General features: G+C 40.7%; 24 protein-coding genes. 10 read left to right on the top strand and 14 right to left on the bottom strand.

The features are described 5' to 3' along the window. Window positions 1-2: 2 nt before the first annotated feature. Window positions 3-797: a DUF1853 family protein gene (locus C8D94_RS11930; RefSeq protein WP_115124190.1), complete on the top strand. Its 795-nt coding sequence runs from the start codon at window positions 3-5 to the stop codon at window positions 795-797. On the opposite strand, the gene C8D94_RS11925 is transcribed toward C8D94_RS11930, so the two are convergent. The 10 genes from C8D94_RS11925 to C8D94_RS11880 form a co-directional block, all read right to left on the bottom strand. Then, the gene (locus tag C8D94_RS11925; protein WP_115124189.1) at window positions 798-1,508 is read right to left on the bottom strand and encodes a YqjF family protein; all 711 of its coding nucleotides are present in this window, start codon (window positions 1,506-1,508) and stop codon (window positions 798-800) included. A gap of 2 nt (window positions 1,509-1,510) precedes the next feature. Then, on the bottom strand, window positions 1,511-2,923 hold the full coding sequence (locus C8D94_RS11920) for a M20/M25/M40 family metallo-hydrolase (RefSeq protein WP_115124188.1): 1,413 nt from the start codon (window positions 2,921-2,923) through the stop codon (window positions 1,511-1,513). A gap of 97 nt (window positions 2,924-3,020) precedes the next feature. After that, window positions 3,021-3,896, bottom strand: a complete 876-nt coding sequence (locus tag C8D94_RS11915; protein WP_115124320.1) for a PPK2 family polyphosphate kinase — start codon at window positions 3,894-3,896, stop codon at window positions 3,021-3,023. A gap of 109 nt (window positions 3,897-4,005) precedes the next feature. Further along, window positions 4,006-5,169, bottom strand: a complete 1,164-nt coding sequence (locus C8D94_RS11910; RefSeq protein ID WP_115124187.1) for a sigma-54-dependent transcriptional regulator — start codon at window positions 5,167-5,169, stop codon at window positions 4,006-4,008. A gap of 3 nt (window positions 5,170-5,172) precedes the next feature. Next, on the bottom strand, window positions 5,173-6,081 hold the full coding sequence (locus tag C8D94_RS11905; protein ID WP_115124186.1) for a DUF6268 family outer membrane beta-barrel protein: 909 nt from the start codon (window positions 6,079-6,081) through the stop codon (window positions 5,173-5,175). Window positions 6,082-6,159: 78 nt separating this feature from the next. Next, window positions 6,160-7,074 carry a mechanosensitive ion channel family protein gene (locus tag C8D94_RS11900; protein WP_115124185.1) on the bottom strand — a complete coding sequence of 305 codons (915 nt, stop codon included), beginning with the start codon at window positions 7,072-7,074 and terminating at the stop codon, window positions 6,160-6,162. A 2-nt stretch (window positions 7,075-7,076) separates the two neighbouring features. Then, window positions 7,077-8,387 carry an ABC transporter permease gene (locus tag C8D94_RS11895; RefSeq protein WP_115124184.1) on the bottom strand — a complete coding sequence of 437 codons (1,311 nt, stop codon included), beginning with the start codon at window positions 8,385-8,387 and terminating at the stop codon, window positions 7,077-7,079. 12 nt (window positions 8,388-8,399) lie between these two features. Next, window positions 8,400-9,326, bottom strand: a complete 927-nt coding sequence (locus tag C8D94_RS11890; RefSeq protein WP_115124183.1) for an ABC transporter ATP-binding protein — start codon at window positions 9,324-9,326, stop codon at window positions 8,400-8,402. A 240-nt stretch (window positions 9,327-9,566) separates the two neighbouring features. Continuing rightward, on the bottom strand, window positions 9,567-10,688 hold the full coding sequence (dnaJ, locus tag C8D94_RS11885) for a molecular chaperone DnaJ (protein ID WP_115124182.1): 1,122 nt from the start codon (window positions 10,686-10,688) through the stop codon (window positions 9,567-9,569). Between the two features lie 57 nt (window positions 10,689-10,745). Then, entirely contained in the window at window positions 10,746-11,309 is a 564-nt protein-coding gene (locus C8D94_RS11880; protein WP_115124181.1) for a nucleotide exchange factor GrpE, read from the bottom strand. A 156-nt stretch (window positions 11,310-11,465) separates the two neighbouring features. Between C8D94_RS11880 and C8D94_RS11875 the strand changes: the two genes are divergently transcribed. Continuing rightward, window positions 11,466-12,131, top strand: a complete 666-nt coding sequence (locus C8D94_RS11875) for a YceI family protein (RefSeq protein WP_115124180.1) — start codon at window positions 11,466-11,468, stop codon at window positions 12,129-12,131. Window positions 12,132-12,182: 51 nt separating this feature from the next. Here the strand turns inward: C8D94_RS11875 and C8D94_RS11870 are convergent, their stop codons facing one another. The 3 genes from C8D94_RS11870 to C8D94_RS11860 form a co-directional block, all read right to left on the bottom strand. Next, complete coding sequence (locus tag C8D94_RS11870; protein ID WP_115124179.1) at window positions 12,183-13,085, bottom strand: TIGR01777 family oxidoreductase; 903 nt, start codon at window positions 13,083-13,085, stop codon at window positions 12,183-12,185. A 369-nt stretch (window positions 13,086-13,454) separates the two neighbouring features. Beyond that, window positions 13,455-14,126 (bottom strand): tRNA (5-methylaminomethyl-2-thiouridine)(34)-methyltransferase MnmD, encoded by a 672-nt coding sequence (gene mnmD / locus C8D94_RS11865; RefSeq protein WP_115124178.1) that lies wholly within the window; start codon window positions 14,124-14,126, stop codon window positions 13,455-13,457. Between the two features lie 8 nt (window positions 14,127-14,134). Further along, window positions 14,135-14,656 (bottom strand): DUF4920 domain-containing protein, encoded by a 522-nt coding sequence (locus tag C8D94_RS11860; protein ID WP_115124177.1) that lies wholly within the window; start codon window positions 14,654-14,656, stop codon window positions 14,135-14,137. Between the two features lie 113 nt (window positions 14,657-14,769). On the opposite strand from C8D94_RS11860, the gene C8D94_RS11855 reads away from it, so the two are divergent. Beyond that, window positions 14,770-15,837 (top strand): branched-chain amino acid aminotransferase, encoded by a 1,068-nt coding sequence (locus C8D94_RS11855; RefSeq protein ID WP_115124176.1) that lies wholly within the window; start codon window positions 14,770-14,772, stop codon window positions 15,835-15,837. Between the two features lie 22 nt (window positions 15,838-15,859). Here C8D94_RS11855 and C8D94_RS11850 read toward each other — a convergent pair whose 3' ends face one another. Next, window positions 15,860-16,246, bottom strand: a complete 387-nt coding sequence (locus tag C8D94_RS11850; protein ID WP_115124175.1) for a pyrophosphohydrolase domain-containing protein — start codon at window positions 16,244-16,246, stop codon at window positions 15,860-15,862. Window positions 16,247-16,758: 512 nt separating this feature from the next. Here C8D94_RS11850 and C8D94_RS11840 point away from each other — a divergent pair. The 7 genes from C8D94_RS11840 to C8D94_RS11810 all read left to right on the top strand — a co-directional run bounded on the left by C8D94_RS11840 (window position 16,759) and on the right by C8D94_RS11810 (window position 22,362). Continuing rightward, window positions 16,759-17,337, top strand: coding sequence for a papain-like cysteine protease family protein (locus C8D94_RS11840; protein ID WP_115124173.1), 579 nt, complete (start codon window positions 16,759-16,761; stop codon window positions 17,335-17,337). Then, window positions 17,334-17,759, top strand: a complete 426-nt coding sequence (locus C8D94_RS11835) for a hypothetical protein (protein ID WP_115124172.1) — start codon at window positions 17,334-17,336, stop codon at window positions 17,757-17,759. The genes C8D94_RS11840 and C8D94_RS11835 overlap by 4 nt, the downstream gene beginning before the upstream one ends. A 19-nt stretch (window positions 17,760-17,778) precedes the next feature. Beyond that, window positions 17,779-18,549 (top strand): hypothetical protein, encoded by a 771-nt coding sequence (locus C8D94_RS11830; RefSeq protein ID WP_115124171.1) that lies wholly within the window; start codon window positions 17,779-17,781, stop codon window positions 18,547-18,549. A 27-nt stretch (window positions 18,550-18,576) separates the two neighbouring features. After that, window positions 18,577-20,382: a sensor histidine kinase gene (locus C8D94_RS11825; RefSeq protein WP_115124170.1), complete on the top strand. Its 1,806-nt coding sequence runs from the start codon at window positions 18,577-18,579 to the stop codon at window positions 20,380-20,382. Next, window positions 20,379-21,005, top strand: coding sequence for a response regulator transcription factor (locus C8D94_RS11820; RefSeq protein ID WP_115124169.1), 627 nt, complete (start codon window positions 20,379-20,381; stop codon window positions 21,003-21,005). Before C8D94_RS11825 ends, C8D94_RS11820 begins: the two co-directional genes overlap by 4 nt. A 59-nt stretch (window positions 21,006-21,064) precedes the next feature. Then, entirely contained in the window at window positions 21,065-21,445 is a 381-nt protein-coding gene (locus C8D94_RS11815; protein ID WP_115124168.1) for a response regulator transcription factor, read from the top strand. 77 nt (window positions 21,446-21,522) lie between these two features. Continuing rightward, window positions 21,523-22,362 (top strand): hypothetical protein, encoded by an 840-nt coding sequence (locus tag C8D94_RS11810; RefSeq protein WP_115124167.1) that lies wholly within the window; start codon window positions 21,523-21,525, stop codon window positions 22,360-22,362. Window positions 22,363-22,429 lie beyond the last annotated feature (67 nt).

Here is a 22,429-nt window from a genome sequence, read left to right as displayed (position 1 = left end):
AGATGAATACAGCCCACTATTTTTTGAAAGCTCCCCTACTGAAACTTCCCAGAGCAGAGTTCCCCTTTCCCTTTTTCGAGATTTCAGAAATAAAAGGACATAGCATAGCATTCCCATCTGAAAAGATGCTGGGAAAACAGGCTGAATTTTTATTTGAAAGCTGGCTGAACCATTCACAACGGTATCAAGAAATAGCTAAGAACATACAAATACAGGGAGCTACCGAAACTTTGGGAGAACTGGATTACATCGTTCGGGATACCGAAACCAAACAAACACTCCATATAGAACTGGCTTGCAAATTTTACCTATTGGACGAAACCCTTGGCAAGCATACCACCCAGCAATGGATTGGCCCCAACCGAAAAGACACACTGGTGGACAAACTCACAAAAATGGAAACCAAGCAGTTCCCTTTGTTACATCGTAGGGAAACCGTACAGACTTTAGAACACTTCTCAATTAATATATCGAATATACAGCAACAGTACTGCATCAAGGCTTTTGTGTTTGTGCCAAAAGGATATGCAGTACAAAACCTCCCAAGGCATTTCCAGGATTGTGTGGTGGGACATTATATTTCTGAAAGTGAATTTAAAACTGAAAAAGACACAAGCGCACGGTATACCCTTCCACAGAAGAGAGAGTGGTTGCTACCGCCCGAAAGTTTGGATAACTGGATGTCATTTCAGGAAGCTAAAACAGTTATAAGCCAATCGATCTCTGAAAAACGCTCGCCCTTGGTCTATAAAAAAATTGGGGGGACCTTAGAGCGGTTTTTTGTGGTATGGTGGTAGCTATCTTATTGTTTTCTTACTTTCAATTGTTATTGGGGACCCTTCGGCGAGCATCACCGAGGCAGGTGTCGCAGCATTCAGAAAACGGAATTCCTCTCCGTATTCTTTGGCGAAATCTGTTTCAATCGTATAGTTTTTCACGTCGTAAACATCCCATTTTGGATGTGTCACTTCGTATTCGGTAGTTTTGTTTTTAGAGGTTTTGTTATACCCCCAATAGTGTTCGGTGATAAACTCGTCTTGAGAATTTTGGGTGATGGGTCTAGCTCCTTTTTCTGAAATTATCTCGAACGAGAACCATTGCTGTTTGTTTTTCCAACGATACGCTGTACGAAGTTCTCCATTATTTTCTTCCCAAATATGGTTCATTTTCCGCGTTTCGTATACTTCGTTATACACCGTGTTAGCAACAAAACTAATAGCATGTTTTGGCACAATTTCTTTAATAAAGACCACACCTCGCTTCCACAAACCGTTTTCTTTAAACCGAACATAAAAACGGAGGTTTACTTCCTCAAAGTTTATGTGACCGGGGATTTTCATCCCCAGCAACTTCACGTTTCTGAACATAAAGCCAACAAGACTCACAAAGCAAGTTCCCTTGTATAGATCCAGTTCTGTTTTAAAAGGCACGAACGGCTTTAATATTTCAGGATCAATACTATAATTTGCAAATGCAAGTCTTCGCCACTCTGCGGTTAAAAAACTCATATCTAGTTTTTTACCTCGGTAGTTTCATTTTTAATGCCGTATTTATCGATAAGGTACACCAAGCTTGCCATAGTGGCTCCTCCCAATTCCAGTTCACGCTTGTTCACGGCATCGAAGGTATCGTTGGCGGCGTGATGGTAATCGAAATACCGCTGGGAGTCTGGACGCAGTCCTGCCAAGACCACCGTACCATCCTTTAGCGGACCGATGTCTGCCCCACTGCCTCCTTTTTCAAAAAAGTGGATCAAATACGGTTTGAACAAAGGTTTCCAGCTTTCAATCTGTTTAAAGTTGGCGTCATCTGTATCAAAAGAGAACCCGCGTGGGGTAAAGCCACCAGCATCACTCTCTAGGGCGAAGATGTGTTTTTCGTTTTTCAACCTAGCTTCTTCGGCATATTTGCGTCCACCGCGCAATCCGTTTTCCTCGTTCATAAACAATACTACCCGTATACTGTGCTTAGGCTTATAGTTGGTTTGCTTTAGCAATCGTAACACTTCCATAGATTGTACACAACCCGCACCATCGTCATGGGCTCCATCCCCCAGATCCCAAGAGTCCAGGTGTCCTCCAACCACAATATATTTATTGGGGTATACACTACCTGTAATCTCGCCAATCACGTTATAGGATTCTACATCTTCGTGTGTCTGGCAGCTTTGTTTAAAATAAAATTTCAGGTCTGGTTTTAGCGAGAGGGCATTGCTCAGGTAATCGGCATCGTTAGTACTAATGGCACAGGCCGGGATACGCTGCCCTGGTGGGGTGTCTCCATAGCTCATTGAACCTGTATGTGGAAAGTCGTCTTGACGCAAATTCATAGAACGCACTACAATCCCCACGGCACCGTATTTTGCGGCCTCCATAGCCCCGGCGTACCGCTGATCTACGCAACCTCCATAGGCTTCAAAAGTTTGGATAAGATCTGCTTGCATGGGGCGATTGTAAAATACAATCTTCCCTTCAATCTGTTCACGACCGAAGCGTTCCAGATCTTCAAAGTTCTGTACTTCTATCACTTCGGTTTTTAGGCCTGTGGGCGGGGTTGGCACTGAGCCTCCCAAGGCACAAATATTCACTACCGAAGTCCTTCCCGGTGCAGTTTCTATATAGGCATATTCCTTAAAGCCACGTGTCCATTTAGGTACCATAACGGGTTGTAACCATACTTTATCCAAGCCAAGTTCGTTCAGTTCCTTTTCGGTATAGCGCACAGCACGGTCTGCCTGAACGGAGCCAGAAAGACGGCCTCCAATTTCGTTACTTAAGTAATCCAGCCAATCGTAACTTTTGCCGTTCAATAGGGCTACATCGAATATATTTCGAAGTTGGGTAGAATCTGCTTTGTTTACTTTTTGGGCGGTTGCTGAGGCTGTTATTGCGGTGATGGCAAGTAAAAGAAATATCTTTTTCATAGTAATAAATATAGTTCAAGAAATTAAACCGAATTGGTAATGCTACGTCCTGTAAACAATGACGTGTAAATGTATCAATAATTACAGAAAGCTAAAATTACTCGTTTTGGAGTTGGTCTTTAAACTCTTCGATACGAGCCTTTACATCGGCGTCCAGTTCGGGTTCTTTGATGTCTTTGTATTTTTCAAGTTCTTCCAGCAATATGGATGCCACAATATATCGTGCGGCAGGTTTATCATCGGCCGGGATCGCGTACCAAGGGGCGTGGGGGTGTGACGTTCGGTTCAAAATATCTTCGTAGCAATCCATGTAAGAATCCCAAAGTTTTCGCTCCTTGAGATCTCCCGGAGAGAATTTCCAGTGTTTGTTGGGTTTGTTCAACCTGCGCAGTAACCGGTTTTTTTGTTCTTCTTTAGAGAGGTTGAGGAAGAATTTAAAGATGAGTGTTCCATTTTCGGCAATGGTTCTTTCAAAATTATTGATCTGTTCGAAACGCTTGTCCCAAAATTCTTTGTCTATATCTGCAACACTGTTTACATCGGGAAGGTTTTCGCCCAAGATGTATTCGGGATGGACGCGCGTAACCAGTACATTTTCGTAATGTGTCCTATTGAAAACACCAAACTTGCCACGTGCGGGTAATGCAATGTAATGGCGCCATAGATAATCATGGTTTTTCTCCAGCTCGGTGGGTACTTTAAAACTATGCACAACCACACCACGTGCATTAAAATCTTTGAAAACCTCACGAATCAAACTATCCTTTCCTGCGGTATCCATTCCCTGTAGACATACCAGTACGGCGTATTTTCCGTGGGCATAGAGGGTATCCTGTAGTTCACCAAGTTTTTCTCGAGTTTTTTCCAGTTCTTTTTCAAGCTTTTTTTTTGAAGCACCAAAATCCTCGTGGCTCTTTAAGTCTGAAATCTTAGTACTCCCAACTACTTTGTAGTTTGAAATAGATACTTCCATATATTTTTTATTTTCTTGCTGGTTCAAAAATTTAGTATTCCCCACCCAGAATTGCGAAAAGCAATTCTGATCTCCCCGAAAGGGAGGCAACAGGTAATTTTAATAAAGTTTATTTACTAGCAAATAGTTTTACGTCTTCTTCGCTTACTTCGGTACCACCCAAGATAATCAATCGTTCTACTACGTTCCTGAGTTCCCTAATGTTACCGGTCCAGTCGTACTCCTTTAATTTTTTTAAGGCCTTGTCTGAAAATTTCTTTTGTCCCGTACCGTGTTCCGAGGCTATTTTTTGCGTAAAATAATCTACCAATACCGGGATATCGTCACGGCGCTCGTTGAGTGGCGGGACTTTAATAAGTATCACGGCCAGACGGTGGTATAGATCCTCACGAAAGCTACCCTCTTCTATTTCCTTTTTTAAATTTTTGTTAGTTGCCGCTAGTACGCGCACATCTACTTTTATATCCTTATCGCTCCCTACGCGCTGTACCTTATTTTCCTGAAGGGCACGTAATACTTTTGCTTGGGCTGGAAGACTCATATCCCCTACTTCATCTAGGAAGATAGTACCTCCATTCGCAGCTTCGAATTTTCCTGCACGGTCCTTGTTTGCCGAGGTAAAGGCCCCCTTGACGTGCCCAAAGAGTTCGCTCTCTATCAATTCACTGGGAATTGCTGCACAGTTTACCTCAATCATGGGTCCTTTGTTTCTTTCGCTTTTCTGGTGCAACCAGTGGGCCACAAGTTCTTTCCCGGTACCATTGGGACCTGTAATGAGAACACGAGCCTCTGTAGGAGCTACCTTCTCTATCATTTCCTTTATATGTACAATCGCATCGCTCTCTCCTACCATTTCGTAATTCTTGCTCACTTTTTTCTTGAGGCGGGTATTTTCTACCACAAGTTCCTTACGGTCTAAAGCTATACGTACGGTGTTTAGCAAACGGTTAAGGTCTGGTGGTTTTGAAATATAATCGAATGCCCCCAGGCGCATGGTGTTTACAGCGGTATCAAGATCGCCATGGCCAGAGATCATGACCACGGGGGTTTCTGGCTTTATTTTTTTTATGGCTTCCAAGACTTCCACCCCGTCCATCTTGGGCATTTTTATATCGCAAAGCACGAGGTCGAAATCTTCTTTCTTGATCAATTCGGTTCCAGCCAGTCCGTCTTCGGCCTCGGTGACTTGGTAGGTTTTACTTTCTTCAGAAAGTATTTTTACGAGCACCCTGCGTATGGCTGCTTCATCTTCAATAATAAGTATCTTGGACATTTTTTAAATTTTAACTTTTAAGCCACCCCTGCTGTAAAAGGTGTTGGTATCGTTTATGGTAAATACATCGTCACCATTGCTGTCGCGCAAGCGTATGTCATTGATAAGTGTATGGCCTGCATACACGTAAAACACAAAATGATCTATAAACTCCCACTCGTATCCCAACCCGGAGAGCAAGGTTGTCATAGAGACATTCTCGGCTATGGTTTGTGTATTATCTACAGGTTCGTTCTCTTGTATATTCGAGAAAAACCCATCCAAGGTGATAAATCCCTGTAATTTCATGTTTTTAACAAACTCGTACTTGATATTGGATTTAGGCACTCCAGCTGTATAGGTCCATTTAGGCGCAAATTCTCTATAATAATTCACAAAAGGTAGTGGGAAAGGCCTTCCCGCAGTGGTTGAATAATTCAAACCCAAAATCAGGCGCCACGGTTTGTCGGGTGGGTTTTCTAGGTTTTCGCCAGTACGGTCTTTTATAAAGTAAAAACTTCCTCCAAATATCAGGTCGTCCCGTATTATATCTCCTGTTGAAAAATTTGATGCTAGCCTAGCCTCGCCTTGTAGTGCATATCGCCAACCGCTTTCCAACTTGTCTGTAAACCCTATGGTAAGCACCATATTCTGAAAACGTTCGTTATCAGATATACTGAATGGTAACGAGTCCTGTAATTTTAAATGTACGTTTCTGTATTCGAGACCCGTAACCAGATAGGCATCGTCGTCCAACTGGATCGGTATGTTTATAAATGCCCTTGCCCTCCTAAAAGAGTTGTCCGAATCTTTTTGTGGAAAATAGGTGTATTCAACCCTGGCAAGATCTGTAAGTTGAGCAAATGTGGGGATTGTTATTGTTACCATAGCCAACAGGAACAATAACGGGATAGGTTTAAATCTTAAATTCATAAAGGGTATTTTCTGAATGTTAAAATTACATAACCTAATTTAATCCTACTGTTAGCGTTGTCATAAAATAACGTAAGCCTACTCTTTGGGGTTTGGTACGTTTTGGGTGAACAAATGCACATCGCGCTGAGGGAAAGGAATGGTAACATTGTTTTCACGGAAGAGCCTGTCTATCGTAAACCGTATCTCACTCTTTATCTTGGGGTCTACGAAACTATCGTTTATAAAGAAATGAACACTGAACACTAGTGCCGAATCCCCAAAATCCTCAAACAAGACAAAGGGTTTTGGACTCTTTAATACGCCGCTCTGCTTTTCAACACTGCGCAACAACAGTTCCTTTACCTTTGCAGTTTCGCTGCCATAGGCAACGCCAACCCTTACAAATTCCCTAGTGGACCTATGGTTTTGGGTGTAGTTGAAAACAAGGTCACTAATAAACTTATGGTTGGGAATGATAATGATTTTGTCGTCCCGGGTTATGGCTCTTGTAGTCCTTAGCTTTATATCGATAACCCGCCCTACTTTTCCCTCTACTTCAATGATATCTCCTACCAGCAGTGATTTATCCACAATTATAAAGATGCCTCCAATTACGTCTTGGAACAGTTCCTGCAAGGCCAACCCTAATCCTACCAGCAGGGCTGCCGAGGCGGCGAGAAAAGGTGTTACATTAAAGCCTGCAAGGCTTAGGGTTGCAAAAACTACAATTACATAAACAATGTATTTAATAAACTTGAAGACGCTGATAAACTTTAGCTTATCGGGTTCGGCCATTCTTCGGGTAAATAATTTTCTTATCCATTTAAGCAAAAAGCTGGCCACCAAAAAGGAAATGGTCACAACCAGTATAAGCCCTACGGTAATGTGAATCTCCTTGTCACCTTCGCCAAAATGAATACCGAGATTGAGGAATTCCTTGATGGCTCCCCAGATATCCTCTTTTACAACTTCTTCAATTTTTTCGGTAACTTTTTCTGCCTCTTGAACCATTGCTAATATTTAAGCCATTTTGCCAATTCTTTGTAGCTTGCTTTTTTTCCGTACATTAAAATCCCTACACGATAAATCTTTGCAGCGAACCAAACGGTGCCAATAAAGGTAGCAAATAAAATAACTACCGAAAGTATTTGTTGCCACAACGGCACCCCAAACGGGATACGCATTAACATAACAACTGGAGAGGTAAATGGGATGTACGAAAATACTTGGCTAACCGTGCCGTGTGGATTGTCTATCACCGTGAAAAAACCAACATAAACTGCCAAGATCAAAGGCATAAGCAATGGCAACATAAACTGCTGGGTGTCCGTCTCACTATCTACCGCAGCACCTATGGCGGCATACAGGGACGCATATAACAAATACCCCCCAACGAAAAACAATAGGAACATAATTACCAAATTGGCAATGGGGAGTTTTTGTATTTCAAGAATAGCATCGGTAACGATAGATTGTAACCCAGAATCCTGGGTCTGTGCCATAGCCTCCATTTGCTGCTCTTGAATCGCGGTTAAATCTATGCCAAACACTACGGGAACAATGGCCGAGAGTACTCCAAGCAATATCACCCAAGCAGCGAACTGTGTGACACCCGCAAGAGAAGTTCCAATAATTTTGCCCAACAATAATTTTATAGGTTTTACTGAAGATATGATCACTTCAATAATTCGGCTGGTTTTCTCTTCAATGACGCTACGCATTATCATATTCCCATAAATAATGATAAACATAAAGAGCAAATACCCTGCTGCACCTCCAAAAACAAGCTTAATCCCCGAGCCCAATTTTGAGGTTTCTTCCCCTTTGAAGGTTTCCAGTTTGGTATCAACTTTTACACGTAATTCCTTGATTTTTTCGGCATCATAATTTGAGGCGTTCAGTTTTATGGTGTTGGCCTTATCACGAATGGCGCTCTCAATGTCGCCAATGGTCCCTAGGGATGGAGAGTCTTCAGAATAGAAGGTGATGCTCTTTGCCAGTTCGTCAATGTTTTCGTTTTTCGGGATGTACAGCAAACCGTAGTCACCACTTTTTTCGGTCTTTGCCTTGGCTTGATCCAATGAAAGACTTTCCAAGCGGTTGTATTTTAAGTTATCGGTATCTTCAAACTGTGAGGCGAATAAACTACTCTCGTCCAGTACGTTTATGATACGCACCTTGTCATTATTAACTTGGGAGAGATACCCCACCAGAGAGAAAAGCCCTATCATAATAACAGGACTCAAAAAAGTCATTATTATGAACGATTTGTTACGAACCTTAGTAAGGTATTCTCTTTTTATAATGAGTTGTAAATGGTTCATATTGCTGAAATGTTAGTTGTTGTTTACAGTTTCGATAAAAATATCGTTGGCGCTCGGGATCACTTCCACAAAGTGAGTAAGCTGTCCTTGGGTAGCCAAGTAGCCCACTAGGTCGTTTGCCGAAGCAGTTTCAGGAATCTGGATCTTGTACTGAAGCTCATCGTTAATGGTCTTGAAGGTTGCGGGCGATACTTCAAATTTTTCTTTGAGCCTGGTACTTACCATTTCAGCATTTTGGGCCACTAGACCCACTTCGTAGGTATTGTTTTTGTAGGCGCGCTTGATATCGATCAATTTACCGTCCAATATTTTGTTGGATTTGTTGATGAGCGCAATATGGTCGCACATTTCCTCGACAGATTCCATACGGTGGGTTGAAAAGATAACCGTGGCTCCATCTTCCCGAAGTTTTAAAATTTCATCTTTTATAAGATTGGCATTAATTGGATCGAAACCACTAAAGGGTTCATCAAAAATAAGCAGTTTGGGTTCGTGCAGGACCGTTACCACGAACTGTATTTTTTGAGCCATACCCTTGGAAAGCTCTTGTATCTTCTTGTTCCACCAATCACCTATCTCCAAACGGTCGAACCAATATTTTAGTTTGGTTTTGGCTTCATCTTTAGAAAGTCCTTTAAGCTGCGCGAGGTAGAGTGCCTGCTCGCCAACTTTCATAGATTTATAGAGGCCGCGTTCTTCTGGCAAGTATCCTATGTGCTGTATATGGTGTGGCTGTAAGGCTTCTCCATCCAAGAATACCTTTCCAGTATCTGGCATTGTAATTTGGTTGATAATGCGTATAAACGTAGTCTTACCAGCACCGTTGGGTCCCAGCAATCCAAAGATACTTCCTTTAGGCACCTCGATGGATACATCGTTAAGTGCTTTAAATTCTCCAAAAGATTTAGAAACGTTTTGTGCTACAAGTAATTTTTCCATAGATTTTTTACGTGGTGTAAATATAAAGGTTTGTAGGTTCTGAAGCTATTCTTGAAACATTGAAATATTTATAGCAGTTAGTAGCAATTCCTAGCGTTTTGTTACGGTTATTCCCAAAACAAAAACCCACCCTCGAAACATATCAAGGATGGGAAAAAAAATTGCTATGAAAAAGAAAAATATCACTTAAAGAATTAAGCGATATCCAAATATAGGTAAAATTAATTAATTAACGTTTATTTAAGAAAACATATCTTTTACTTTCTCGAAAAACGACTTGTCCTCTTTTTCCGGATTGGGTTTAAAATGATCGTCTGCACTCATTTTCTCGAAAAATTCTTTTTGTTCCTTAGATAGGGATTTTGGTGTCCACACATTTACGTGTACCAACAAATCTCCAGTTCCGTAGCCGTTAATACTAGGAATACCCTTGTTGCGAAGTCTGAGGATTTTTCCACTTTGCACGCCTGGTTCAATTTTTATGCGCACTTTTCCGGTAACGGTATCAATTTCTTTTGATGCTCCCAAAGCAGCTTCAGAAAAACTTATGTAAAGATCGTAATGTAAGTTGTCCCCTTCACGCTGTAGGCTTGGGTGTGGTTTTTCTTCAATAGCAACCAAAAGATCTCCAGCTATACCATTTCCTGGGGCATCGTTTCCTTTTCCAGAAACCTTGAGCTGCATACCATCTACCACACCAGCAGGTATTTTTATACTCACGGTTTCCTCCGTGGCCAACATACCCTGCGCGTCTGCATTGGCTGGTTTTTTATCGATAATCTGCCCAGCACCCCCACAGGTACTACAGGGCGCAGAAGTTTGCATACGACCCAGAATAGTATTTTGCACACGGGTTACCTGCCCAGCACCGTTACAAGTTGTACAGGTTTTGTAAGTGGTTCCCTGTGCTTGTTTCTTGCGCTTTACCTTAATTTTTTTCTCTACTCCGTTGGCAATTTCCTCCAGTGTCAATTTCACACGAATGCGCAAATTGCTACCTTTTACGGTACGACGACCACCGCCACCAAAACCGCTAAAGCCACTAAAACCGCCGCCACCGCCAAAGGCACCGCCAAAGATGTCTCCAAACTGGCTAAATATGTCTTCCATATTCATACCGCCACCTCCAAAACCACCTCCTTCAAAGGCTTGGTGACCATACTGGTCGTAACGAGCTTTTTTATTAGGGTCGCTCAATACTTCATAGGCTTCGGCTGCTTTCTTAAATTTTTCTTCTGCTGTTTTATCTCCCGGGTTTTTGTCCGGATGGTACTCTATCGCTTTTTTCCGATAGGCTTTCTTGATTTCGGCCGCAGAGGCATTCTTATTGATTCCTAGTATATCGTAAAAGTCTTCTTTCATTATCTATTCCCACGCAGTGGGTACGGTTTACTTATTTCTTATACTTTAAGCTATATATTATTGTCCTATTACCACTTTTGGGTAGCGAATAATTTTATCGCCTAGCTTATAGCCTTTCTCTACCACGTCTATAATTTTTCCCTTCATGTTATTTTCGGGTGCTGGGATTTGCGTGATGGCTTCGTGGATCTCTGCATCAAAGGTATCGCCCTGTTTGGTTTCAAGTGGTTCAAGGCCTTTAAGCTTCAAGGTTTCCCTCAGTTTTAGATTAATGAGGTTTACACCTTTAAAATGTTCGTCGTCCTCACTTTTTTTGATTTCGGCCAAGGCACGGTCAAAATCGTCCAAGATGGGAAGTATTGCAACCATTACTTCCTGTCCTGCTGTTTTAAAAAGCTCCAAACGTTCACGACTGGTTCGCTTTTTATAGTTTTCAAATTCTGCAAATAGGCGTAAATACCTATCTTTTTCTGCAGCTACTTCCTCTTTTAATTTTGAAACCTCATCTACCTTCGCTTCGGCAGTTTTCGTTTCTTTGGCAACAGGATCTTTTTCAACTTCTTGTGTGGCAGTTTCACCCTGGGGCTGTTGCTCCTCGTTTATTTTATCTTTCTTGCTCATAAAAGCGTGTCTTTTTTAATTTTCCTGAAAGTTGCAAAAGTACTGCCATTTCAGTAGAAATGTCAAAATGTCACCACATTTATTTAATATAACTTTAAGATTGAATTTTGCGAGAAAAGGTAATTTTGAAGTCGAATCAATTATAATTGAAAAATCATGAAAAAATCAACCATCTTACTAGCTGTTACATTTTGTACAGCTTTCACATTTACATCCTGTAACGAAACCAAAGAGAAAAAGACCGAAACTGAAGCAGTTGCCGAAGCAGAGGAAACAGCCGAGGCCTATATGGTAAACGCAGAAAAATCTGTCATTAATTGGTCCGGGAGCAAGCCCACTGGGACGCACACCGGTACAATTTCTCTTAATAGCGGAGAAGTGTTGGTGAATGATAGAACCATAGAGGCTGGTTCATTTTCAATAGACATGAAAAGTATCACCGTAACCGATCTTGACGCAGGTGACGGCAAGGAAAATCTTGAAGCCCACCTTATGGGAACGGTTGAGGGGAAAGAGGGAGACTTTTTTAACGCCAACAAGTTTCCAACGGCAACTTTCGAGATTACCAGCATTGAAGGCAACCAATACAAGCCAACCGTGAAAGGTAACTTAACCATAAAGGACAAAACAAACCCAGTTTCTTTTAACGCTACGGTTTCTTACCCTGGGGAAACATTATTCCTAAAAAGTGAGAAATTTACAATAGACCGTACACTATGGGATGTAAACTATGGGTCAAAATCTATCTTTGATAATCTTGGAGATAAATTCATTAGTGACGATATGGAGTTGCAAGTAGAGCTCCACGCATCTAAAGAATAACTAACAAATTTTAATAAGGAAAAGCTGTAAAGGAAACTTCGCAGCTTTTTTTTATACCAATTTTTTAATGGCGTAGTTAATATTCACGAACATAAAGTTATAGCCGGTAGCTTCAATTTTTTTACAGCTTACCAGTTGCCCTTTAAGCACTAAGTTGGCCATTTGTCCTAGCACCAATTTAAGCACCCAGCCCGGCACATTGGGCAACCAAATATTCTTGTTGAGAGCGGCAGCTATCTTAAAGGTAAGGTTTTTATTGGTCACTGGATTGGGTGCTACTGCATTGTACACTCCGTCCAAACCATTTTTTAAAATGTGCAAGTAAATAGATGTGATATCGTTTAAGTGAATCCACGAAATCCATTGCTCGCCGCTACCCAAGGGAGCTCCAAATCCTTTTTCAATGGGTTCCATTATTTTAGGGAAAGCACCTTCTTCTTCAGCAAAAACTACTCCTGTGCGTATTTTTGCCACCCGTATCCCCAATGTCTCAAATTGATCTGCAGCAGCCTCCCAGGCTATCACCACTTCTCCCAGGAAATCCCTGGAAACCTCACTGCTATTTTCAGTGTACAATTTTGTAGGATGGTTTGGATAAATACTCACACCGCTCGCGGAGATAAAATGTGATACGCTATGGTTTATGCTTTTTAATGTTTCAAATAGTAAATTGGCAGTCTGCGTTCTACTCTCAAGGATCGTTTTCTTATAGCTTTTCGTCCATCGTTTAGAAATGGTAGCACCCACCAAATTGATAATGGCAATTACATCTGTAAATGCATTGGTGTCTATTTCGTTTTCTACTGGATTCCAATAAAAGCCTTTGTAATTGGGGCGGTTTTCTATTTTTTCTCTGCTGGTGGTAAGGTAATTAACCTCTATCCCTTCTTCATGGCAATATTCGGTAAGCTGCGTGCCAATAAGTCCAGTGGCTCCGGTTATTAATATTTTCATCTCGTCATTTTTCTCTTCATACTTGCAATCACCTAAATATACAATGTTGCCAGTACAATACGATGGGGATTAACGGAACTTTAATATGAAGGAGACCTTGTGGTAATCTTGGGCATGATCCTGAGTGTTGGAGATAGAAATATGAAACTTCAATGCTTCATTGCCCCTAGTATTTTTTAAAAATCACAAATACTAGGTTGACGCCAGCATTTGTAAAAAAACACGAATGCTAAGACCTTTTTAGAGCCCTTAGCATTTGTAAAACAAAACACGAATGCTAAGACCTTTTTAGAGCTCTTAGCATTTGTAAAAAAACACGAATGCTAAGACCTTTTTAGAGCCCTTAGCATTTGTAAAAAAACACGAATGCTAAGACCTTTTTAGAGCCCTTAGCATTTCACGTTTTCCGGGTGGCCCAGGGAGTCTTTCCACAGTGAAACCTACGGATTGTAGTGCTCGCCTCACACTACCTTTTGCTGAATAGGTTACCAAAACACCGTCATTTTTTAGCGCAGTGAACATTTTACTGAAAATCTCCTCCGTCCAAAGCTCGGGCTGCACCCTTGCTCCAAAGGCATCGAAATAGATAAGGTTGAATGTATCCTTATCTGAAATTTCTGAAAAGAACTGTTTGCGCTTTAGCAATGAAAAATTTTCAATAATTTCTGTGGGGTCTTCCCAAGGAGCATTATGTAGCTTTCGAAATATTTCTTCAGGAATAGTTGTCTTTTCGGCATAGTTGAGTTTTGCAATCTCGGCAGACGATACTGGATATGCCTCTACCCCAACATAATTACAACGAATAGATTGCTCGCTAACCTCCGAAACTGTGAGCAGGGCATTGAGACCAGTGCCAAAACCTATTTCAAGTATGGAGAGAGCTGCAGGTTTGTTCGTGACAAGATAATGGTGCAAACCCTCTTTTATGAACACGTGCATAGCCTCGGCAATGGCACCGTGCTTGGAATGATATTGTTCGTTCCAGTCTGGTAGGTGAATGGTTACCGAGCCGTCCCCCGTGGTTAGGAATTCACGTTTCAAGGGTTGGTTTATTGGTTTTCTGGAAGCAAGACACCATCTGCCGTAAAGGAAAGGGTTTTCTTCGGCGTAGTAATGGCTGCTATTTCTTCATTGCTCTTTCCTGCATCCTCGGCAAAATGGCGTTGGTCCTCTACGCTCATTTCGTCCACATAGGCTTTTCCTCTCACGATCACCTCATCTCCCGCAATATCCTTTGGCATAAAGAAACCATAGTTCTTAAACTTTATCAAAGCTTCTTCATCGCCCACATCCAATCGCATCCAGCAACCCTTGTTTTGGCAAACACTGTTTACTTTGGCCTTAAACTTCACTTGCGCCGTATCGCCAGGTTTCAGGTTTTTATACTTTTCGTACATTTCTTCTTTCGTAAGAACATCTGCATCGGTTATTTTCTCGCCAAATTCTTGGTAGGCCAGGGTTTCGGTAGTTATTGTTTCAACTTCCTTCTCAACTTCAGTTTCTTTTTCAACCTTGTTATTGCACGCGGTTAATACTGCTAAGGAGAGTACTGCAAAAATTATATTTTTCATCTGGAATATTTCGTTTTGATTTTATCTTATAAGATACTGCAATTTTATGAATTTTTTGGATTTTTTTACGACTAAATTTTCGTTAATTTTGTACCCAAACGACCTTACCCTCTATGAATACAAGCACTGAACAAATTACCGTAAAAAAAGTGACCACCTCAAGATTACCAGAAGTGGATTTTGATAATCTTGTTTTTGGAAGTACATTCTCGGACCATATGTTTATGTGCGATTTTAAGGATGGGGCTTGGCAAGACGCCACCATACTTCCTTACGGGAATTTGAGTATTTCTCCAGCCGCAAAAGTATTTCACTATGGGCAAGCCGTTTTTGAAGGAATGAAGGCGTTCAAAGATGAAGACGGTAACGTATTTCTGTTTAGGCCCGAAGAAAATTTTGAGCGTATAAACAAATCGTCCAAAAGAATGGCCATTCCTGAATTCCCCAAAGCGCTTTTCTTTGAAGCCCTACACAAACTGCTGGCGTTGGATAAAGACTGGGTTAAGGGAGGTCTTGGCAACTCACTTTACATTCGCCCTTTTGCTATGGCCACGCAAGTTGGGGTCGCTGCAGCCCCAGCCAACGAATATAAGTTTATGATCTTGATGTCGCCTGTGAAAGCTTATTACACAGGAGATGTAAAAGTGACCATTGCACAAAAGTACAGTCGCTCCGCCAATGGTGGTGTGGGTGCTGCAAAAGCTGCCGGAAATTACGGAGCACAATTTTATCCTACGAATTTGGCACGGGAGAAAGGTTTCCAGCAAGTTATCTGGACCGACGCAGACGAGCACAAATATCTTGAAGAAGCGGGAACGATGAATGTTTTTTTTAGAATTAACGATACCCTTATCACCGCTCCAACCAGTGACAGGATCTTGGACGGGGTAACCCGTAAAAGTGTTCTTGCAATCGCCGAACGTGACGGCATTGAGACCGATGTAAGGCGTCTAACGGTAGGTGAACTTGTTGCTGCAGCAAAAGATGGTTCGCTCAAAGAGATTTTTGGTAGTGGCACTGCTGCCGTTATAAGCCCTGTAAGCGCCTTTGGTTATAATGACGAGATTTTTGAACTTGAAAAACCACAGGATTCATATTCGGAGAGGTTCAAAAAGGAGTTGATGGATATACAGTACAACCGTGCCCAGGACCCCTTTGGCTGGCGTTATCCCATTGCCTAATTAAATTAGGGTTTTCCTTACGCTACTTTTCCAGAATTTCTTGAATATTTGGCTTAAAATAATTGGGCCCCTTTAGCACTTTGCCATCTTCGCGGTAAATGGGTTTTCCGTTTTCACCAAGTTTACTCATATTGCTCCGCTGTATCTCGTTGAAGACTTCTTCAATCTTATGTTGCATGCCATGCTCAATAATGGTTCCGCAGAGTATATACAGCATATCGCCCAGAGCATCGGCAACTTCAACAAGATCGTTGTTGTTGGCAGCCTCTAGGTATTCTTCATTTTCCTCTCGCATGAGCTCGTAGCGCAATAGGTTTTTTTTCATTCCCAAATCTGCAGTAGGAGTTTCCTTGATCCCAAGCCCAAAAGCTGTATGGAACTGGTGTACGGCGTCTATCTTGTTTTTCATTTTGTGGTTTGTGATTCGTAATTCGTGGTAAAATTATTGAAAGCCATATTTATACTCGTGGTATTTCTGGTAAACTTTTCAACCAGTTCATCTTAATAAGCCTTATTTTTGCGGTGCTATCAATTTCAGCTTTATGATATCTACCGGACAACTTGTATTTTCCATTTGTTTTTTTGTTGCTTTTGTGATTATTGTAGCCATAAGCTACCGCAGGGATAAAAAACTGCACAAGAAATACTATAAAGGAAACGTTTGGGTGCTTGTTATTTTTGTTTTCTTTTTCTTGCTGTTGCTGGCGGCGAAGTTTCTACTAAAGGGGTAGAAATTTATTATACCATACAAAAAAATAGATTGCAATACAATTTGTAATTTTTGATTCTTCCGTATATCTTGTGGGAAGCTAAGCCCAAAACCCTCCCCAATCTTTTATTTGGAACAAGCTTGCTACCATGAAAATAAAATACCCAATAATGGGTATGTCATGGTTTTAAATAAATTTCAATTTTTGTTGTATGGTATTTCATAAGGTCGCAACTATCCCTACTGGCAACAAGAACAATCGCCAGAATACTTCTTTTACCAAAGCGAGAAGCTTTAACCATAGTCAACAATGTGCAACATTATGGTGCTGGGCAGCCTGTGGGGGGATGATGGTCTCGTTCCACAAAAGATCATCTTACTCACAGTACGACTTTGCAGTAAAGAGGTTTGATAACGAAGAAATTTATGATTATGAGTGTAATGCGTTGCCAAAACATTTCAACAAACCCCAAATGCCGAATGAATGCCTTAAACAATTGAATGGAATTTTGGTAAATGGAATCTCAAACAGCCAAAAAGATGAACTATGGACTGGACTGGTAAAGGAAATAGCTTCAAAAACACCATTGCTAATGGGCATTTCCTATAACGAAGAGGAAACCGACGGGCATTTTATAATCGTGTCACAGGTCCTTAATGGAATTTATTATGTCCATAACCCAAAGTATCCAGAAGGAGTCCAAAAAACAAAGGAATGGTTCTTTGAAGACTCAAATTTCAGCACACATGTGGATGGTGCATTTTGGAGTCACGCATTTTCAATAAAATGAATATAGAACCAAATAGATTATTGGAACTTTTAAGGGATTCTCTCTTGGAACAAGGCTTTAGTCTATTTCCCAGGATTGACACCATTAATTTACTATATCCCTGGCTTCGTTTGAGGTATGTTGATCCTAATAATGGAGAACCCATAAACTATAGCAACTGCTATCTAATTTTTATTCAGGATAACTTCAACAACACAAAGGGAATAGGAGCTAGAGTACTCCCGTACCAACAAGATGATTGTGAAATATTGTTTGTATTTAACCATGCAGATTATATTATTGAAACCATAGATAAAAACTATCCGCAAACTATAGATGATGAAACAACCCTCTCATATTGCTTTACACATATTGAAGAAATGGACTTTGTCTCTATCCATAAAAACACCATGGATAAAGAGTTAACACGAATTTACTTATAACCCACTTAAAATTTAAATTATGCACGAAAAATTAAAATCCCAAATAGTCCTAGACTGTAATGCTAGCGGAGCTCCCTTAAACAATGAATATCAAACCTTGGCAGGAAGAAGTGCCTACGGAACTTTCTACATGCTGTACCTAAAATTGAACGGCTATACTGCAAAACCCCCCAAAGATCCTAAGGAGCATGAGTACTCCTTTGAGATTTACCTTCAGAATTTTGAGGGCGCTATAACAATGGGGTTCCCATCGCAACAAAAAGTAACATTGAAAAAAGCTGACAAGACCAAATACTCTAACGAATCCCCTAAACACCAACCCGATTATGTCTTGACCATAGAGGTACAACCCTTTAACACCAACACAACCCTAAACATATCCAAAAAACTATTGGACGAATCCCTAAAGGGAAAAATAATAGATGTGGACATACAGCATAAATTCCCCCCAAATATGATATATGACAGCAACAACCCCCATAACACCCCCTATTTAGACCCCTACAAATATGTTAGGGACGGTGAAGACGTTCACTTACTAGAGTATACACTGGTTCCCAATCCTGATGAGAAAAACGTAGCCTCAAACAATAAAAAAGATTCATTAAAATTACTAGGGAAGGAACAAAAAAAGGTTCTTGAAGAAATAGATTCCAAATATCCAGACCTAAACATACTTGACAAATTTTCGAATCACATTAAAAATAAGTCATCACAAAAAGACGACGGTGATGGATACGGGAGACCGTTTACAACACAGTGTTACCCCAAAAGAGTTAGGGTTGTATAGTTTTTGAAGGAAATAGTTTTCATATCGATGCTTTTCATCTCATCTATTTGCAGTTCCCAAGTAGATGAGGTTTTACATGCTATATACATAGAGGATTTTAAAACTGCTGAAATTAAAATTGAGAAGATGCAATCTGCCAACACAGCAGAATTATGCATCTTGGAGAATTATTTACATTTTACAACTACTGGCACCCCTCTGAAAAAATGTAGCACAATTGCCAAAAGAGACGATGTTTTCTATTTATTGTCAGAGCTTAACACTGCACTACATTTATTCTATGGGGAAGGAAATGGCTTTAAGGCATATCTCAAGCTGAAAGAAACTCTTGAATTTGAAAAAAAAGAACTAAAGTCCCAATTTCTTGAAAAATTGGTACTAAAAGAAATACTGCTCTTTTTTGCGAACAATTATAGTTTTGCAGGCTCAAATAGCTATGAGCCATTTTTAAAAAAGTACGGGAACTTAGCTGAAAGCACCCTGGAAAAAGGGTTTTATTTAGTTTTCAAGTTAAGACTTCAACAAAGGTATTCGCCAAAAATATCCAATGAGGTACTCAATATATCCAGCAAGGCCCAAACGCTTCTTGAAACCCATAAACTTGATAAGCTATATGGCAGATACTTAAGCTACAAGGCCTACAATTACACAAACAACATAAACATCCCAGATAGTTCCCTATATTATTCAACCAAGGCAATTTCATACCTAAGAGAAAAACCGGGGATACACAACAAAGAACGCTTAGCGGCCGCAAGTTTAACCGCAGCAAGAGCTCTTATAGATCTTAAAAAACCAGATTCTGCCATCATAACTATCGAAAAGGCTCCCCTGCATTTGGTAAATGGTTACTTGTTAGAAAACCTCTTAGGGTTTAAATATTATTTTAAATGGTTAGCTTTTGAAGAAAAAAAACAAGTAGACAGTGTATTGAAATACAAGTTGCTGTTTTATGAACATGACTACAAGCTAAAAATTGAGGAAAACACAAAGAATATTGCAAATTTTGATGAAATATACAAAACCAATGAACTAAGGAAAGACAACCGAAACAACCTTATTATATTTCTAACAGTAAGTATTTTATCATTACTATTTTTTATTCTCATTTATAAGAATATTTCAAAAAAACGAAAAATCGCCGAACAAGAACGCGCGCTGGAAATACAAAAGAAAGAGCGTATCCTAAAGGACCAGGAATTGGCCACCATAGATGCTATGATCTCTGGACAGGAAAAAGAGCGACAACTCCTTGCCAGTGACCTTCACGACAGTGTAGGGGCGACCCTGGCAGCGGCTAAGTTGCAGTTCCACCATCTCTCCAAAAACAGGGATAAAGGTCCGCAAACTGATGAGCTTTTTGAAAAAACCAGCAAACTACTGGACGATGCCTATGCAGAGATCCGCTCCATGGCCCATGTGAAGAATAGTGGTGTAATTGCAAAAAACAGCCTTTTGCCCGCAGTGCAAAAACTGGCCAAAAATGCTTCGGGAATCAATGGTCTTCTCATAGAGGTTGAGGATTTTGGACTTGAAGAACGGTTGGAAAACACATTGGAGATTTCAGTCTTCAGGATTATACAAGAACTGGTGACCAATATTATTAAACACTCTGGGGCCACCTTGGCCTCAATTGCTATAAACCAATATAAAGATAGCTTGAACATTATTGTTGAAGATAATGGAAAAGGCTTTAAGATAAACAGCATCCATTCCAAAGATGGAATGGGGCTATATAGTCTTGAAAAACGTGTTGAGCACATGGAAGGAAGTTTTGAAGTAGACTCCTCTTTGGGCAGAGGCACCACCGTAATTATAGATATACCATTATGATAAAAGTTGCAATAGCCGAAGATCACCAATCGCTCGTGGACGGGATAAATTTACTGCTTAAGTACGAAGACGACATCTCTTTGATAGGAACAGCGAACGATGGTGAGGAATTGCTACAATTGGTTAGCAAGAAAAGGCCTCACATCATTTTAATGGATATTAAAATGCCCAAGATAGACGGCATAACAGCGACCAAAAATATACTTTCACAGTATCCTAACACCAAAGTAATTGCCTTTAGCATGTTTGACCAAGAAGAAGCCGTACAACAAATGGTAACAGCTGGTGCTAAGGGTTATCTGCTCAAAAACTCTCCCCTAGAAGAAGTTCTTACCGCAATACGGGAAGTCCATAGCGGTAATACCTTTTTTGATAAATCCATTAAGCCCGAATATGTCACCTCAAGTAGTGGAGTTTCTACAAAAAAAAGTATCCTCTCCAAGAGCGAAAGAGAAATACTCACCCTCATTGGGCAAGGAAGAACAACCAGTGAAATCGCCGCGATACGATTCACCGCCGTCTCTACAGTAGAAAAACACCGAAAAAACATGATACGAAAGCTAGGCCTCTCCGGTAAAGGCGAGCTATTGCGCTATGCACTTGAAAAAAAATACGACTTCTAATAGCAAAATCCCCATTAATGGGTATTTCAAGTTTTTAGCACCTCTCCTACTTTTGGGAAATGAGTTATACCCACAAGATTATTTCAATTTTAAAAGAGGCCGAAACACAAGATACTAGGCTGGATATCGATGAGACAATAACCATCATTAAAGCCCTTAAAAATGTAACCGAAAGCAAAAAATTAATCGAGAAAACAATTCTGCTTTTGTTTCTGGTAGAGAAAAAAACCGAAAAAATCGAACTACTGAGCCATAGAGAGTCGCAGATCTTCAGTTTGATCGGGCTTGGTTTCAGTAGCAAGGAAATCTCTTCCTTACTTGGCATTAGCAAGGAAACTGTGAGCACTCACCGAAAGAACATTATTAAAAAACTGAAGCTACAGGGCAGTGGCAAACTACAGAAAACCGCCATACAATACACCCAAAACAAGTTATCCTAAAAAAATACCCTCTAATGGGTATTTCAAGAACTAATACAAGACCATACTTTTGACCCATAACCAAAAAACCCTCAAATATGTTTAAATTAAAGTACTTATTACCCGTTTTCTTCTTGGCGGCTTTTACATTTTCATCCTGTGAAAAAGAAGATGACTCTGAGCCTGAAGAAGAGGAAGTTGTAGTTAACGAAACTTCAATAATTCCATCTTCTACAATGGGGAGACCCAACAACTATCTAGGCTGTGTAGAAATTGGTAGCCGTATCACCTCCATCGAAGTTTGGGACCACGGAACCGTAGATGGAGATATTGTTTCCATTATTGCAAACGGAAACACAATTATTGACGAAGCAACCTTGGACGGTCCAGACAATCCCATAATCCGTGACTACGATTTTGGATTTAACGGATTTAACTATGTTACCCTATTTGCCCATAACGAAGGAAGTATCCCACCCAATACCTGTACGGTAGCTATTAACGGGGTTGAGTTTGTTCTTGAAGCAAACCTTAGTACCAATGGCGCAATTGATGTAATTGTCGATGGTTTCGGCGTTGACTGTAGCGATGCTGGTGGCGGTAGTTCTGGCGGTGGTACTGGTGGAAGTGGAAACGGCGGATCTGGCGGATCTGGTGGTTCTGGCGGAAGTGGCGATCCAGAAGGAGACGTAAAATTCTGGACATCACAAGATTTTGGATGTGGTAACATTTCTGTGAACGTACCTGGTGTTGGTAGCACAACGATCTCCGGATATTTTGATTCTGGAGCTCCAGATTGCAGCAACCCAAGTGCAGGGGGTAACTTTAATGACCTCGACCCTGGGACCTATGCTTTTAACGCAAGTTGTTCCAACAGGACCTGGGACGGTAATTTTACCATTACGGCAGGAGGTTGTTTAAGGTTTCAACTACAATAAACAAACATCTTTCTAACCAAAAAAACCTCCTTGCAATAGCCACAAGGAGGTTTTCTGTTTTATGCTG

Origin of the sequence: Marinirhabdus gelatinilytica, from assembly GCF_003353425.1 — a bacterium.
In the GTDB taxonomy this organism is placed as follows: domain Bacteria; phylum Bacteroidota; class Bacteroidia; order Flavobacteriales; family Flavobacteriaceae; genus Marinirhabdus; species Marinirhabdus gelatinilytica.
The sequence above is the reverse complement of the archived record's forward strand: the minus strand, read 5'-3'. Positions and strand labels throughout refer to the sequence as shown.